A 14400-nucleotide genomic window follows, 5' to 3' on the forward strand; every position below is an offset into this window, starting at 1 on the left:
GGCTGACCTGCGCATGCCGGTGGTCGGCGGCTGACCTGCGCATGCCGGTGGTCGGCGGCTGACCCGCGACCTTCGCACCGCGGGGCCCGGGCCAGGGCCCCGCGGCTGCGGGGTCGCCGCTCCCCGTCATGAATCTACTTTGTAAAGGGCTCGGGGTCCCTTCCGGCACAACTTGCGGAGTGTTTTGCTCCGCTATAGTGTGCCCACATATCGGAGTGATTTGCTCCGGTATGGAAGGGGACGGCAGCGGCGGCCCCTGCGTCGCGCCGAGCCTCGTCCCGGCAGGCGAGCGGTTCCCCGCTGACGGCCCGTGGCTCCGCACGGATGCGAGGAGAGCGAATGCACGACGACCGGGCGCACGACGGTGCCGCGACGCGGCGCGAGTTCCTGGGATGGCTGTCGAAGGCGGGGGTCCTGGTCGCCGGGGCGGGTGCGGCGACGGCGTCGTGGCCCGCGCCCGCCGGCGCCGCGACCGGCGGGCAGGGAGCCGGCATCACCGTGCTGCGTGACGCGACGGTGATCGACGGGCTCGGCGGGCCGCCCCTACGGGAGGCGACGGTCGTGCTGACGGGCGACCGGATCGCGTGGGTCGGCCGGCGGACGGGCGCTCCCGTTCCCGCCGGGGCCAGGTCGGTCGACCTGCGCGGCAAGTACGTGATCCCGGGGCTGTGGGAGATGCACGCGCACACCGAGCTCGACAAGCTGGATCTGCACCTGCCGTTGTACCTGGCCAACGGGGTGACCGGCATCCGGGAGATGTGGGGTACCCCTGACCGTCACGACCTGCGGCGCAGGCTGGAGGCCGGCGACCTGGCCGGGCCGCGCATGGTGCTGGCGGGCAACATCCTCGACGGGCCGGAGTCGTTCCTCGGGGCCTTCCCCATCCGTACGGTCACCTCGGAGGCCGACGCCCACGAGGCGGTGCGGGAGACCCGGCGGGACGGTGCCGACCTGGTCAAGGTCTACTCCTTGCTGCCCCGGCACCTGTACGCCGCGATCGCGGACGAGGCCGGGCGGCAGGGCCTGCCGTTCGCCGGTCACCTGTCGGACCACGTGTCGCTCTGGGAGGCCGCCGAGCTCGGCCAGCGCAGCGTGGAGCACCTGTTCGGGACGTTCTTCGCGACGTCGCGCGACGAGGCCGCCTTCCGCCGCCTGATCGGCGGGACCCCGGTAGGGGCCAAGGGCGGGCCGTACCCCTGGTTCGTCTGGGTGCGGGAGCTGGAACGGCAGGCCGTCGCCACTTACGACGCGCGCAGGGCGGGGCGGCTGTTCGCCCGGCTGGCGGAGCGGGATACCTGGCAGACCCCGACGCTGGCCGCGTCGCGTGTGTCCGCCTCGCCGGCGGGCACCTTTCGCGGCGACTGGCGGCTGAAGTACCTGCCGCGCGGTACCGAGGAGTACTGGGAGGGGGACCTCGGCGCCCCGGCCACGCCTGAGGAGATCGCGTCGCAGCGTGAGTACTTCCAGGCGAGGTTGCGCGTCGTCGGCGAGATGCGCCGGGCGGGCGTGGGGATCCTCGCCGGGACCGACAGCAACCAGCCGTACGTCTTTCCCGGCTTCGGGCTGCACGACGAGCTGGGCCTGCTGGTCGAGGCGGGGCTGACGCCGATGCAGGCGCTGCGGAGCGCGACCGCGGACGCCGCGCGCCACCTGGGGTGGGAGCGGGACACGGGCACCGTCACCGCGGGGAAGCTGGCCGACCTGGTCGTCCTGGACGCCGACCCGCTGCGGGACATCGGGAACACGCGGCGGATCCACGCGGTGGTCAGCAGGGGCCGTCTCATCTCCGCCGCCGAACGGGAGGGGATGCTGGCGGCGGTGGAGGCCGCGGCGAAGGAGCACCCGCCGGCGGGGACGACGGCCGCCGCGGGCGCGATGGCCGGATGCTGCTGACCGGCGACGGCGGCCCGGGGCGGCGACACGTTCAGCGGCCCGACTTCATCCAGCCGAACGTCCGCTCCACCGCCCGGTGCCAGTTGTCGTACTCGGTGGCGCGGCGCTCGGGCTCCATGCTGGGCAGCCACTGGGCGGCCCGGTGCCAGTTGCGGCGCAGCCCTTCCAGGTCCGCCCAGTAGCCGACCGCCAGCCCGGCCGCGTACGCGGCGCCGAGCGAGACGGTCTCGGCCACCATGGGGCGGACGACCGGCACGTCGAGCACGTCGGCGATGTACTGCATGAGGAGGTTGTCGGCGGTCATGCCGCCGTCGACCTTGAGGGTGCGCAGTTCCAGCCCTGAGTCGGCGTTCATGGCGTCGACGACTTCGCGTGTCTGCCACGCGGTGGCCTCCAGGACGGCTCTGGCCAGGTGACCCTTGGTGATGTAGGAGGTCAGGCCGACGATGACGCCGCGGGCCTCGCTGCGCCAGTGGGGGGCGAAGAGCCCGGCGAAGGCGGGGACGATGTAGCATCCGCCGTTGTCGTCCACGGTCCGGGCGAGGGTCTCGATCTCGGGGGCGCTGTTGATGAGGCCGAGCCCGTCGCGGAACCATTGGACGAGGGCGCCGGTGATGGCGATCGGGCCTTCGAGCGCGTAGACGGCGGGCTGGTCGCCCACCTGGTAGCCGACGGTGGTGAGCAGGCCGTGGCTGGAGCGGACGGGTTCGTGGCCGGTGTTGAGCAGCAGGAAGCTGCCGGTGCCGTAGGTGCACTTGGCGTCGCCGGGCGCGAAGCAGGTCTGGCCGAACAGCGCCGCCTGCTGGTCGCCGAGCGCGGCGGCGATGCGTACGCCCGGGAGCACGCGGCTGGCCAGGCCGTAGGTCTCGGTGGACGGCCGGATCTGCGGCAGCATGGCGCTCGGGATGCCGAAGAAGTCGAGCAGGTCGGGGTCCCAGGCCAGCGAGGCGAGGTCCATGAGGAGGGTACGGCTGGCGTTGGTGACGTCGGTGACGTGCAGGCCGTCCTGGGGGCCGCCGGTGAGGTTCCAGATGAGCCAGGTCTCCATCGTGCCGAACAGCACGTCGCCCCGTTCGGCTCGTTCGCGCAGTCCCGGGGTGTTGTCGAGCAGCCAGCGGATGCGGGGGGCGGAGAAGTAGGTGGCCAGCGGAAGTCCGCAGCGCTTCTGCACCATCGAGGCGTCGGGGCGGGCGGCGAACTGGTCGACGAGGGCGTCGGTGCGGGTGTCCTGCCATACGATGGCGCGTCCGAGGGGTGCGCCGGTGCGCCGGTCCCACAGCAGCGTGGTCTCGCGCTGGTTGGCGATGCCGATCGCCACCACCTGGTCCAGGCCGATGCCCGCCTGGGAGAGCGCTTCGGGTGCGATGCGCTCCAGGTTGCGCCAGATCTGGACGGCGTCGTGCTCGACCCAGCCCGGTCGGGGGAAGTGCTGTCGATGTTCGCGTTGCGCCACCGACACCAGGCGCCCTCGTTGGTCGAAAACGATGCAGCGCGTGGATGTCGTGCCCTGATCGATGGACATCACGTAGCGCATGACCATGGCATCCTACCTCGGCAGATGGGGGTGGAGGGGGGTCACCAGCGGGCCGCGCCGAGGTCCCTGGAGACCGCGCGCGCCGCGTCGCGTACGAACGTCACCAGGGCGGCGTTCGGCTGTCCTTTGGTGTCGCAGATGCGTTCGACGGCGCCGGAGATCCCGATGGCGCCGACGACGAGTCCTCCGTGGCCGCGGATGGGCGCGGCGATGCCGGCCTCTCCGATGGTCATCTCCTCGACCTCGACGGCCCAGCCGACCTCGCGGACCTGAGCGACGGTGCGGGCCAGCGCCTTCGGCTGCACGACCGTCCGGCGGGTGAAGGCTTCCAGGACGCCGTCGCCGAGGGCGGCGGCGGCGCCGACGTCGTAGGCGAGCAGGACCTTGCCGAGCGCGGTGGCGTGCATGGGCAGCAGTGCGCCCACGTCGAGTGTCTGCAGGGTGTCGTCGGGTCTGAAGACGTGGTGGACGATGAGGATCTGGCCGTCGAGGAGGGTGCCGATGCGGACGGCCTCGCCGCTGCGGGCGGCCAGCGCGTCGGCCCAGTTGATCGCTCGGGAGCGGAGCTCGTTGACGTCGAGGTAGCTGGTGCCCAGGTGCAGCAGGGCGGCGCCGAGCTGGTACTTGCCCGTCGCGTCGTCCTGTTCGACGAAGCCGACTCGCTGCAGGGTGCGCAGCAGCCCGTGCGTGGTGCCTCTGGCCAGCCCCAGCGCGTTGGAGATCTCACCGAGGCCGAGCCGGCCTGAGCTGCGCGCGATGAGACGCAGGATCGCCGCCGCCCGCTCGATGGACTGAACTGGACCTGGCATATGCCCGATCGTAGTGTGGCCGACAGGTGTTCGACAATGTCGACACCCATGAGCGGGCAATCTACGCAATCGCCCACAGACGTGGACTTTTGTAGCCTGCGTCATAGTTCTCAGACTCTAACCCGGCGCGGCATCGCTGACTAGTGTTCGACATTGTCGACACCTTGCCGTTGACCCTCCGTTTTCTCTCACCTAGCGTCCACGGCAACCGTGAGGCCGGTCACACCACCTGGGACGACTACTCACGGCGACGGTCCGCTCCCGCTTTCCACCGGGGGAGCACGGCACTGTGAGGAGAGAGAAATGGCCGAACGACTCAAGGCCCGCGGACTGCTCGGTGAAATGGCCGCCGAGTTCGCGGGCACCATGATCCTGATCCTCTTCGGGGTCGGCGTGGTGGCCCAGGTGGCCGCCGCGGGGATCGGCGCGCACGACAGCATCGCGTGGGCGTGGGGCCTCGGCGTCACCCTCGGCGTCTACGTCGCGGCCCGCGTCAGCGGCGCGCACCTCAACCCGGCCGTCACGGTCGCGCTGGCGGTGTTCAAGGGCTTCTCGTGGCGCAAGGTCCTGCCCTACTCGCTGGCGCAGACCGCGGGCGCGTTCGTGGCCGCCCTGATCGTCCGGTTCAACTACGCCGAGGTGCTGGCGAAGGTCGACCCCGGCTTCACCATCAAGACCCAGGGCGTCTTCTCGACGCTGCCCGGCAACGGGACGCTGCCCGTCGGCACGTGGGGCGCCTTCCGCGACCAGATCATCGGCACGGCCATCCTGCTGTTCCTCATCCTCGCCATCACCGACCTGCGCAACTCCTCTCCCGGGGCCAACCTCGCGCCCTTCGTGGTCGGCCTGCTCGTCGTGGCGATCGGCATGGCCTGGGGCACGAACGCCGGCTACGCGATCAACCCCGCCCGTGACTTCGGCCCGCGCCTGGCCTCGTTCCTGACCGGCTACGAGACCGCCTTCCACGACCAGTACGGCTCGCTCTACTTCTGGGTGCCGATCGTGGCCCCGGTGATCGGCGGGCTGATCGGCGCCGGCCTGTACGAGGTCCTGGTCGGCCGGTTCCTGCCGCCTGCACAAGAGCCCGAGGCCGCCCAGCCCGCGGCCAAGCCCGCCTACGAAGCAGTCTGAAACCCCCCAACCCCATCCAGGAGGCACGATCGTCATGGCCGACTTCATCGGAGCCGTCGACCAGGGAACGACCAGCACCCGCTTCATGATCTTCGATCACGGCGGGAACGAGATCGCCCGGCACCAGCTCGAGCACCAGCAGATCATGCCGCAGGCCGGCTGGGTCGAGCACAACCCGACCGAGATCTGGGAGCGCACCCGCGCGGTGATCGAGACCGCGATGAACCAGGCGAACCTCGTCGCCTCCGACCTGGCCGCGCTGGGCATCACCAACCAGCGCGAGACCACGGTGGTCTGGAACAGGGTCACCGGCCGGCCGTACTACAACGCCATCGTCTGGCAGGACACCAGGACCGACCGGATCGCCGCCGCTCTGGACCAGGACGGCAGGGGCGAGGTCATCCGCCGCAAGGCCGGGCTGCCCCCGGCCACCTACTTCTCCGGCGGCAAGATCCAGTGGATCCTGGAGAACGTCGACGGCGTGCGCGAGGCGGCCGAGGCCGGGGACGCCCTCTTCGGCACCACCGACACCTGGCTGCTGTGGCACCTCACCGGCGGTCCCGACGGCGGCGTGCACGTCACGGACCCGACCAACGCCAGCCGTACCATGCTGATGGATCTCGAGACGCTCGACTGGGACGACGAGCTGCTGTCGTTCTTCGGCATCCCCCGGCGGATGCTGCCCGAGATCAAGCCGTCGTCCGACCCCCGCCTGTACGGCACGACCCTGGCGGGCGGGCCGCTCGGCGGCGAGGTCGCCCTGTCCGGCGACCTGGGCGACCAGCAGGCGGCCACCGTCGGCCAGGTCTGCTTCTCGCCAGGCGAGGCCAAGAACACCTACGGCACCGGCAACTTCCTGCTGCTCAACACCGGTCACGAGCCGGTCCGGTCGAAGCACGGCCTGCTGACCACCGTCTGCTACCAGTTCGGCGAGGACAAGCCGGTGTACGCGCTGGAGGGCTCGATCGCGGTCACCGGCTCGGCGGTGCAGTGGCTGCGCGACCAGCTCGGCATCATCTCCGGCGCGGCGCAGAGCGAGGCGCTGGCCGCGCAGGTCGACGACAACGGCGGCGTGTACTTCGTGCCCGCCTTCTCCGGGCTGTTCGCCCCCTACTGGCGCTCGGACGCCCGCGGCGCCATCGTCGGCCTGTCCCGCTTCAACACCAACGCCCACGTGGCGCGGGCCACCCTCGAGTCGATCTGCTACCAGAGCCGCGACGTCGTCGAGGCGATGCGGCAGGACTCCGGCGTCGCCCTCGACGTCCTGCGCGTGGACGGCGGGGTCACCGCCAACAACCTGTGCATGCAGCTGCAGGCCGACATCCTCGGCGTCCCGGTGTCCAAGCCGGTCGTGGCCGAGACCACGGCGCTCGGCGCCGCGTACGCCGCCGGCCTGGCCGTCGGTTTCTGGGAGTCGACCGACGAGCTCAAGCGCAACTGGAACGAGGACCGGCGCTGGCAGCCGACCTGGTCGGAGTCGCAGCGGTCCCGTGGATACGCCGGCTGGAAGAAGGCCGTGTCCCGCACCCTCGACTGGGTCGAGCTGGACTGACTGGCGGATCCGCGGGGGCCGGCCAGGTCCCCGCGGGTCCATCCCTCTGATCGACGCAAGGAGTTCTGCAATGACGTCTGTACCGCTTGGCCCGGCCCACCGCGCCGCCACGCTGCAGAGGATGCGTGAGACCGAGTTCGACGTGCTGGTCATCGGCGGCGGAGTGGTCGGGGCCGGAGCGGCGCTGGACGCGGTGTCCCGCGGCCTCACCGTCGCGCTGGTCGAGGCACGCGACTGGGCGGCCGGCACCTCCAGCCGGTCGAGCCGGCTGATCCACGGCGGCCTGCGCTACCTCCAGCAGCTGGACTTCCGGCTGGTCAGGGAGGCGCTCAAGGAGCGCGGTCTGCTGCTGACCCGGCTGGCGCCGCACCTGGTGCGGCCGGTGCCGTTCATGTTCCCGCTGCGGCACCGGGTGGCCGAGCGGCTCTACGTCGGCGCGGGCCTGGCCCTCTACGACGTTCTCGGCGGCGCCCGCACCATGCCCCGCCACCGGCACATGAGCCGCAGGAAGGCGCTGGCGGTGGCTCCCGGCCTGCGCCCCGAGTCCCTGGTCGGCGCCGTCCAGTACTTCGACGCGAAGGTGGACGACGCGCGTTTCACCATGATGCTCGCGCGCACCGCCGCCCAGTACGGCGCCGCCGTCATGACCGGGGCCCGCGTCACCGACCTGGTCCGGGACGGCGCCCGGGTGAGCGGGGCGCGCGTGCGCGACCTGGACAGCGGCGAGGAGATTTACGTCCGCGCCCGCCAGGTCGTCAACGCCACCGGCGTCTGGACCGACGAGACGCGCCAGATGGCCGGCGCCGACGGCAGGCCCACCGTGCAGGCGTCGAAGGGTGTCCACATCCTGGTCCGGCGCGACCGGATCCGCCTGGACACCGGCCTGATCATGCCGACCGAGAAGAGCGTCCTGTTCGTCATCCCCTGGGGACGTCACTGGATCATCGGCACCACCGACACGGCCTGGCGCCTGGACAAGGCGCACCCGGCGGCCAGCGGCGCCGACATCGACTACCTGCTCGACCACGTCAACTCGGTGCTGGCCATCCCGCTGGCCAGGGAGGACGTCGAGGGCGTCTACGCCGGCCTGCGCCCGCTGCCGGCCAGGGACGCGGCCAACACCGCCACGCTGTCGCGCGAGCACGCGGTCGCCCGTCCGGCGCCTGGCCTGGTGACCGTGGCCGGCGGCAAGTACACCACCTACCGGGTGATGGCCAAGGACGCCGTCGACATGGCGGTGCGGGAGCTCGGCGGCGCGGTGCCCGCCTCCGTCACCGACCGGCTGCCCGTCCTCGGCGCCGTCGGCTTCGAGACGATGTGGAACGGCCGGCGCCACCTGGCGCGGCGCTACGGGCTGGACCTGGCCAAGGTCGAGCGGCTGCTGCGCCGGTACGGCTCGCTCACCGAGGAACTGCTGGAGCTGGTCGCCGGCGATCCGGTGCTGGGCGAGTGCGTGCCGGGGACCCGCGACTGTCTCAAGGCCGAGGTGGTCTACGCCGTCTCGCACGAGGGGGCCAGGCACCTGGAGGACGTGCTGGCCCGCCGTACCCGCATCGCGACCGAGGAGAAGGACCGGGGCCTGGCCGCCGCGCCCGAGGTCGCCGCGCTCATGGCGCGCGTGCTCGGCTGGGACGCGGACGACGTGTGGCGGGAGACCGAGCACCACCGGCTGCACGTCGAGGCCCAGCTCGCGGCCGAGCGGCAGCAGGACGACCAGGCGGCCGACAGCGCCCGGCTGGACGTCCCCGACCGTTCCGCGCTCTCCCGATGAGGGAAGGTCGTGGCGATGAGATGGTCGCGCTCGTCGTGCTGATCGACGTCGTCCTGGCGCTGGCGGGACTGCTGCTGATGTGGCTGTGCACCTGGCCCTTTCCCGGTCGTGCCGTGAGCCGGGCGAGGGCGGCGGTGCGGCGGGCGGCGTCAGCGGTCGAGCCGGTAGAGGCGGAAGAAGTCGTTGGCGACGGGCAGCACGGTGCATCCGCTGAAGCCCGCCTGCCCGGCGTACCGGTCCACGGTGGCCGCGCGCAGCACGGTGCCGACGGCCGCCGACGGCTGCTCGACGAGCTGGGTGGGCAGGCAGTGCGTGACGCTCCAGCCGTACATCATCCGCTCCACCGGGTCGCCGGGCGCGGTGAAGCGGTCGGCCACGCGCTCGTCGGCCACGAGCAGCACGCCGTCGTCGGCCAGCGCCTCGCGTATCGCCCGTAGCGTCTCCACCGGGCGCGACAGGTCGTGCAGGACCTCCATGAGGAGCACCAGGTCGTACGGCCCGCCGTCGCGCAGCGTGGCCGCGTCGGCCCGCACCAGCCGGACGCGGTCGCCGAGACCGGCCTGCTCGGCGTGGGCGCGCGCGTCGGCGATCGAGGACTCGTCCGCGTCCACGCCGTCCACCCGCGCGTTCGGGAAGGCGCGGGCGGCCGCGATGGCGGCCCAGCCCTGCCCGCAGCCGACGTCGGCGATGCGCGGGCGCGGCGCCGACGTCAGCCGCTCGACGACGTCGGGCATGGCGGCGATCCAGGTGGCGGCCAGCTCGTGGGTGAAGGCGGGCCGGTTGATGTGTCCCTGGCCGTGGCGGAAGGCCGTGCCGTACGACTCGTACGGCACGCCGCCGCCGGTGCGGTAGGCCTGCGCCACCTGGGAGATGACGCCCCCGATCCCGGCGAGCATGTGCGCGAACGGCGCGGCGTGCGCCGGATCGTCGGCGTCGACCAGCACCGGGACGTACGCAGGGTCCAGGCGGTAGCGGCGCTCCTCGCCGGGCACGTCCGGGTCGGCCTCCAGCAGCCCTGCGACGGCCTGCTGCTCCAGCCACTCGGCGGCGTAGCGCGGCGCGATCCCGGCCCGCTCGCTCAGCTGCGCCGCCGTCAGCGGCCCGTGCTCCTGGAGGGCCCGGTAGAGGCCGAGCTCGCCCCCCAGGTAGACCGCGAACAGTTCGAGGGCGCCCAGGGTGTTCTCGAAGAGGCGCTCGACGAGCTGGGTGGTGCGGTCGGCGGCGGGTTCGACGCCGTCGTCCAAGGCGTTCATGATGACGTCCTCCGAGTGCGAAGCCGTGAGCGCCTGGCGAGGCAGGCGCGCGGGATGAGATCGCGTGCGGGGGATCGCGGGCCGGTCGGGGGACAGGCCGCCTGAAGGTCAGGCGTCCCGGCGCGCGCGGTCATCGGTGGGCACCGAAGGTGACGACGAGCTCGCCGTCGCGCTCGTCGACGATGATCGTGGAACCGTCGGCCACGTCGCCGGCCAGCAGCGCCCGGCCGATGCGGGTCTCCACCTCGCGGGCGATGAACCGGCGCAGCGGGCGCGCGCCGTACACCGGGTCGAAGCCCTGCTGGGCGATGAAGCGCCGGGCGCTGTCGGTCACCTCGAGCTTGAGGCGCCGGTCGGCCAGCCGGTCCCTGATGTCGTCGAACATCAGGTCGACGATGCGCTCGATCTCCGCCTGCGTGAGCGGCTTGAACAGGACGATGTCGTCGACCCTGTTGAGGAACTCCGGGCGGAAGTGGCGCCGCAGCTCCGCCATGACGCTCTCGCGGTTCTCCGGCTTGATCTCCCCGTCCGGGGTGACGCCGTCGAGCAGGTACTGCGAGCCGATGTTCGACGTCATGATGATGACGGTGTTGCGGAAGTCGACCGTACGGCCCTGCGCGTCGGTGAGCCGCCCGTCGTCCAGCACCTGGAGCAGGGCGTTGAAGACGTCCGGGTGCGCCTTCTCGATCTCGTCGAACAGGACCACGGAGTACGGCTTGCGCCGGACCGCCTCGGTGAGCTGGCCGCCCTCCTCGTAGCCGACGTACCCGGGAGGCGCGCCCACCAGCCTGCTGACGGTGTGCCGCTCCTGGTACTCGCTCATGTCGAGCCTGATCATGTTCTCGTCGGTGTCGAACAGGCCCTCCGCGAGTGCCTTGGCCAGTTCGGTCTTCCCCACGCCCGTCGGGCCGAGGAAGATGAAGGACCCGATCGGCCGTCGCGGATCCTTGATGCCGGACCGGGCGCGGATGATGGCGTCGGCCACCAGCTGCACCGCCTCGTCCTGCCCGATGACGCGCTGGTGCAGGATCTCGTCCAGCCGGAGCAGCTTGTCGCGCTCGCCCTCCTTGAGGCGGCTGACCGGGATGCCGGTCCAGCGCGAGACGATCGCGGCGATCTCGTCCTCGGTGACGACCTCGCGCAGCAGCCGGTGCCCGCCCTGCTTGGCCGCCAGCCGTTCCTCCTCGGCCGCCAGCCGGCGTTCCAGCTCCGGCAGCTTGCCGTGACGCAGTTCGGCGGCCAGGTTCAGGTCGTAGGCGCGCTCGGCCTCCTCGGCCTGCTGGCGTACGCGCTCGATCTCCTCGCGCAGCTCCTGGACCTTCTTCAGCGCCCGCCGTTCGGCCTCCCACTGGGCGCGCATGGAGCCGGCCTCGGACCGCAGGTCGGCCAGCTCCCTGCGCAGAGCCTCCAGGCGGGCCGTACCGGCCGGGTCGTCCTCCTTGGACAGCGCGGCCTCCTCGATCTCCAGACGCATCACCCGCCGGGTCAGCTCATCCAGCTCCGCGGGCATCGAGTCGATCTCGGTACGCAGCATGGCGCACGCCTCGTCGACCAGGTCGATCGCTTTGTCGGGCAGGAACCGGTCGGAGATGTAGCGGTGGCTGAGCACCACCGCCGCGATCAGCGCGCTGTCCTGGATCTTCACGCCGTGGAACACCTCGAGCCGCTCGCGCAGGCCGCGCAGGATCGAGATGGCGTCCTCGACGGAGGGCTCGTCGACGAGCACGGGCTGGAAGCGGCGTTCGAGGGCGGCGTCCTTCTCGATGTGCTTGCGGTACTCCTGCATCGTCGTGGCGCCGATCATGTGCAGCTCGCCGCGGGCGAGCATCGGCTTGAGCATGTTGCCGGCGTCCATGGCGCCTTCGGCCGCGCCGGCTCCCACCACGGTGTGCAGCTCGTCGATGAAGAGCAGGATCCGCCCTTCCGCGGCCTTGACCTCGTTCAGCACGGCCTTGAGCCGTTCCTCGAACTCGCCCCGGTACTTGGCTCCTGCCACGAGCGAGCCCATGTCGAGGCTGAAGACCGTCTTGTCCTTGAGCCCCTCGGGCACGTCGCCCCGGTGGATGCGCTGGGCCAGCCCCTCGACGATGGCCGTCTTGCCGACTCCCGGGTCACCGACGAGCACGGGGTTGTTCTTCGTCTTGCGGGACAGGATCTGAATGACCCGGCGGATCTCCGCGTCCCGGCCGATCACCGGGTCGAGCCTGCCCGCGGCCGCGTCGGCCACCAGGTCGCGGCCGTACTTCTCGAGCGCCTCGTAGGCGACCTCGGGCATCGCCGAGGTGACCCGCTGGTTGCCGCGTATCGCGGTGAGCGCCTGGAGGAACCGGTCGCGCGTGATGCCGTGCTCGCGCAGCAGCCGCCCACCGGCCGTCTGCGCGCCCTCGTCCAGCAGCGCGATCAGCAGGTGCTCCACCGACACGTACTCGTCCTTGAGCCGGTGCGCCTCCCGTTCGGCCGCGTCGAGCAGGCGGGACAGGCGCTGGGTGACGAAGACCTGGCCGGGGGCCGCGCCCGGCCCGCTCACGCGGGGACGGCGTGCGAGGTCGGCCTCCAGGTCGGCCTTGAGGCGGTCCGCGTCCGCGCCGGCCTGGCCCAGCAGGCGCGGCACGAGCTCGTCAGGGCGGTCGAGCAGGGCCAGGAGAAGGTGCTCGCCGTCGACTTCGGTGTGCCCGAAACGCAGCGCCTTGGTCTGCGCGTCGTGCAGAGCCTCCTGGGATTTCTGCGTCAGGCGGTTGGGGTCCACATCACCCTCCTGTGCGTTGGTCGCGCAGTGCCGCTTCCAGCCGCGCGATGTGCTCGAGCAGGTCCACCACCAGGCCGACGGCGGCGTAGTTCAGCCCGAAGCAGGCGCGCAGCCGCTGGATGCGGCCCGCCAGGGCCACCTGCGAGACCGGGAACCACAGCCGGCCCGCGGCGTCGCGCCGCGCCTCGATCAGGTCCAGGGCGACCAGCCGCCGCGCCAGCTCCGGATGCATCCCGGTGACGCGGGCGAAACCGTCGAGGTCCATCTCCGCCTCGACGGCGGTCCTTCGCACGAGCGCGTAGGTCATCGCGATCTCCTCGGGTCGAAGGACGAGCCGGCGGCCAGCTGCTCGAACAGGCGCTGCTCCTCAGCGGTGAGGCGCTCGGGCACCATGACGCGGGCCTCGGCGTACAGGTCGCCGGGCGCGCCGCGCGGGTTGGGCATCCCCTGTCCGCGCAGGCGCAGCCGGCGGCCGCTCGAGGTGCCCTTCGGCACCCTGACCTTGGCCTCGCCGCCGGGAGTGTCGACCGGTACGGTCGCCCCCAGCGCCGCCTCCCACGGCGTGAGCGGCAGCACGACGCGGATGTCGCGGCCTTCGACGCGGTAGCGCGGATGGTCGACGATCCGGACGATCAGGTAGAGGTCCCCGGCGGGCGCGCCGCTCGCGCCGCGCCCGCCCTGGCCGGCCAGGCGGATGCGCTGGCCGTTCGTCACACCCTGCGGGATGCTGACGTCGATCTGGCGGCCGCCGCCGAGCGTGAGCTTCCTGCGGCCGCCGTGGTAGGCCTCCTCGACCGTGAGCGGCAGCTCCGCCTCCTGGTCGGCGCCGGGCGCGGGCCCCCACCCCCGGCCCCGCACGCCGCCGAACATCTCGCCGAAGAGGTCTTCGAGGTCCGCGTCGGTCCAGGTCGTCCTGCCGGCCCACGCGCCACCGGGCCCTGCCCCCGCCCCGGCCCCGGCGCCCGCGCGGGCGCGCCGCCAGGTGTCAGGGTCGACGCCCTCGGGGACGCGGCGGAAGTCCTCCCCGAACGCGTCGTAACGGCGGCGCGTCTCCGGGTCGGACAGCACCTGGTAGGCCTCGGAGATCTCCTTGAACCGGTCCTCGGCCTGCGGGTCCTTGTTGACGTCCGGGTGGTAGGCGCGGGCCAGCCGGCGGTAGGCGCGCTGGATGTCGTCCTGGTCGGCCGTCCTGGGGACGCCGAGAGCCTCGTAGAAGTCGCGTGCCATCAGTCGGCCTTCGACACGATGACCGCGGCGGGACGCAGCTGGCGCTCGTCTTCGCCGTACCGGGGACGGACCACCTGGACGACCGTCCCCGGCGGGGTCTCCGTGCCGGCGATCGCGCCCACGGCCTCGTGGCGGGACGGGTCGAACGCCTCACCGGTGTCGTCACGGCGGGGGAAGCCCAGCCGTTCGAGGAGGGCGAGGGCGTGGTCGCGCACGACCTTGACGCCCTCGACGAGCGCGTCGTCCGGGCCGGCGTGCTGGAGCGCGAGATCGAGGTTGTCGAGGACGGGCAGCCACTGCCTGACCACCCGTGCCCGTTCGAGCTCCGCCTCCCTGGCCGCCCGCTTGCGGACGTTGTCGAGTTCGGCCAGCGCGCGCAGGCGCTGGTCCTCGAGCTCGGACACGCGGGACTCGAGCTGTTCGATCAGCGCCTTGTCGTCGTTCCGGGGTCCGGCAGGCGCGGCGTCGTGCTCGGACATGTCGA

The 14400-nt window shown here is 72.1% G+C and carries 11 protein-coding genes; 4 read left to right on the top strand and 7 right to left on the bottom strand.

Translation table 11 applies throughout. From position 1 onward, the window contains the following. Positions 1-339 precede the first annotated feature (339 nt). Positions 340-1893 carry an amidohydrolase family protein gene (locus tag ACWDLG_RS12030; RefSeq protein WP_449918830.1) on the top strand — a complete coding sequence of 518 codons (1554 nt, stop codon included), beginning with the start codon at positions 340-342 and terminating at the stop codon, positions 1891-1893. Between the two features lie 31 nt (positions 1894-1924). Here the strand turns inward: ACWDLG_RS12030 and glpK (ACWDLG_RS12035) are convergent, their stop codons facing one another. Continuing rightward, positions 1925-3433 carry a glycerol kinase GlpK gene (gene glpK / locus ACWDLG_RS12035; RefSeq protein ID WP_449918832.1) on the bottom strand — a complete coding sequence of 503 codons (1509 nt, stop codon included), beginning with the start codon at positions 3431-3433 and terminating at the stop codon, positions 1925-1927. Between the two features lie 35 nt (positions 3434-3468). Continuing rightward, a complete protein-coding gene (locus tag ACWDLG_RS12040; protein WP_449918835.1) occupies positions 3469-4236 on the bottom strand; it encodes an IclR family transcriptional regulator in 768 nt (255 codons plus the stop codon). Positions 4237-4539: 303 nt separating this feature from the next. Here ACWDLG_RS12040 and ACWDLG_RS12045 point away from each other — a divergent pair, with 303 nt between their 5' ends. The 3 genes from ACWDLG_RS12045 to ACWDLG_RS12055 all read left to right on the top strand — a co-directional run bounded on the left by ACWDLG_RS12045 (position 4540) and on the right by ACWDLG_RS12055 (position 8690). Continuing rightward, positions 4540-5367: an MIP/aquaporin family protein gene (locus ACWDLG_RS12045; RefSeq protein ID WP_449918837.1), complete on the top strand. Its 828-nt coding sequence runs from the start codon at positions 4540-4542 to the stop codon at positions 5365-5367. A gap of 34 nt (positions 5368-5401) precedes the next feature. Beyond that, a complete protein-coding gene (glpK, locus tag ACWDLG_RS12050) occupies positions 5402-6919 on the top strand; it encodes a glycerol kinase GlpK (RefSeq protein WP_449918838.1) in 1518 nt (505 codons plus the stop codon). Positions 6920-6989: 70 nt separating this feature from the next. Further along, positions 6990-8690 (top strand): glycerol-3-phosphate dehydrogenase/oxidase, encoded by a 1701-nt coding sequence (locus ACWDLG_RS12055; RefSeq protein WP_449918840.1) that lies wholly within the window; start codon positions 6990-6992, stop codon positions 8688-8690. Positions 8691-8839: 149 nt separating this feature from the next. Here ACWDLG_RS12055 and ACWDLG_RS12060 read toward each other — a convergent pair whose 3' ends face one another. The 5 genes from ACWDLG_RS12060 to ACWDLG_RS12080 all read right to left on the bottom strand — a co-directional run bounded on the left by ACWDLG_RS12060 (position 8840) and on the right by ACWDLG_RS12080 (position 14395). Continuing rightward, a complete protein-coding gene (locus tag ACWDLG_RS12060; protein WP_449918842.1) occupies positions 8840-9943 on the bottom strand; it encodes a methyltransferase domain-containing protein in 1104 nt (367 codons plus the stop codon). 130 nt (positions 9944-10073) lie between these two features. Next, positions 10074-12689 carry an ATP-dependent chaperone ClpB gene (gene clpB, locus ACWDLG_RS12065; protein WP_449918844.1) on the bottom strand — a complete coding sequence of 872 codons (2616 nt, stop codon included), beginning with the start codon at positions 12687-12689 and terminating at the stop codon, positions 10074-10076. A 1-nt stretch (position 12690) separates the two neighbouring features. Continuing rightward, on the bottom strand, positions 12691-12996 hold the full coding sequence (locus ACWDLG_RS12070) for a chaperone modulator CbpM (protein ID WP_354908092.1): 306 nt from the start codon (positions 12994-12996) through the stop codon (positions 12691-12693). Next, positions 12993-13916: a DnaJ C-terminal domain-containing protein gene (locus ACWDLG_RS12075; protein WP_449918846.1), complete on the bottom strand. Its 924-nt coding sequence runs from the start codon at positions 13914-13916 to the stop codon at positions 12993-12995. Before ACWDLG_RS12075 ends, ACWDLG_RS12070 begins: the two co-directional genes overlap by 4 nt. Next, positions 13916-14395 carry a nucleotide exchange factor GrpE gene (locus ACWDLG_RS12080; protein ID WP_449919707.1) on the bottom strand — a complete coding sequence of 160 codons (480 nt, stop codon included), beginning with the start codon at positions 14393-14395 and terminating at the stop codon, positions 13916-13918. The genes ACWDLG_RS12075 and ACWDLG_RS12080 overlap by 1 nt, the downstream gene beginning before the upstream one ends. Positions 14396-14400 lie beyond the last annotated feature (5 nt).

The sequence above is a fragment of the Nonomuraea sp. NPDC003727 genome (assembly GCF_053586935.1).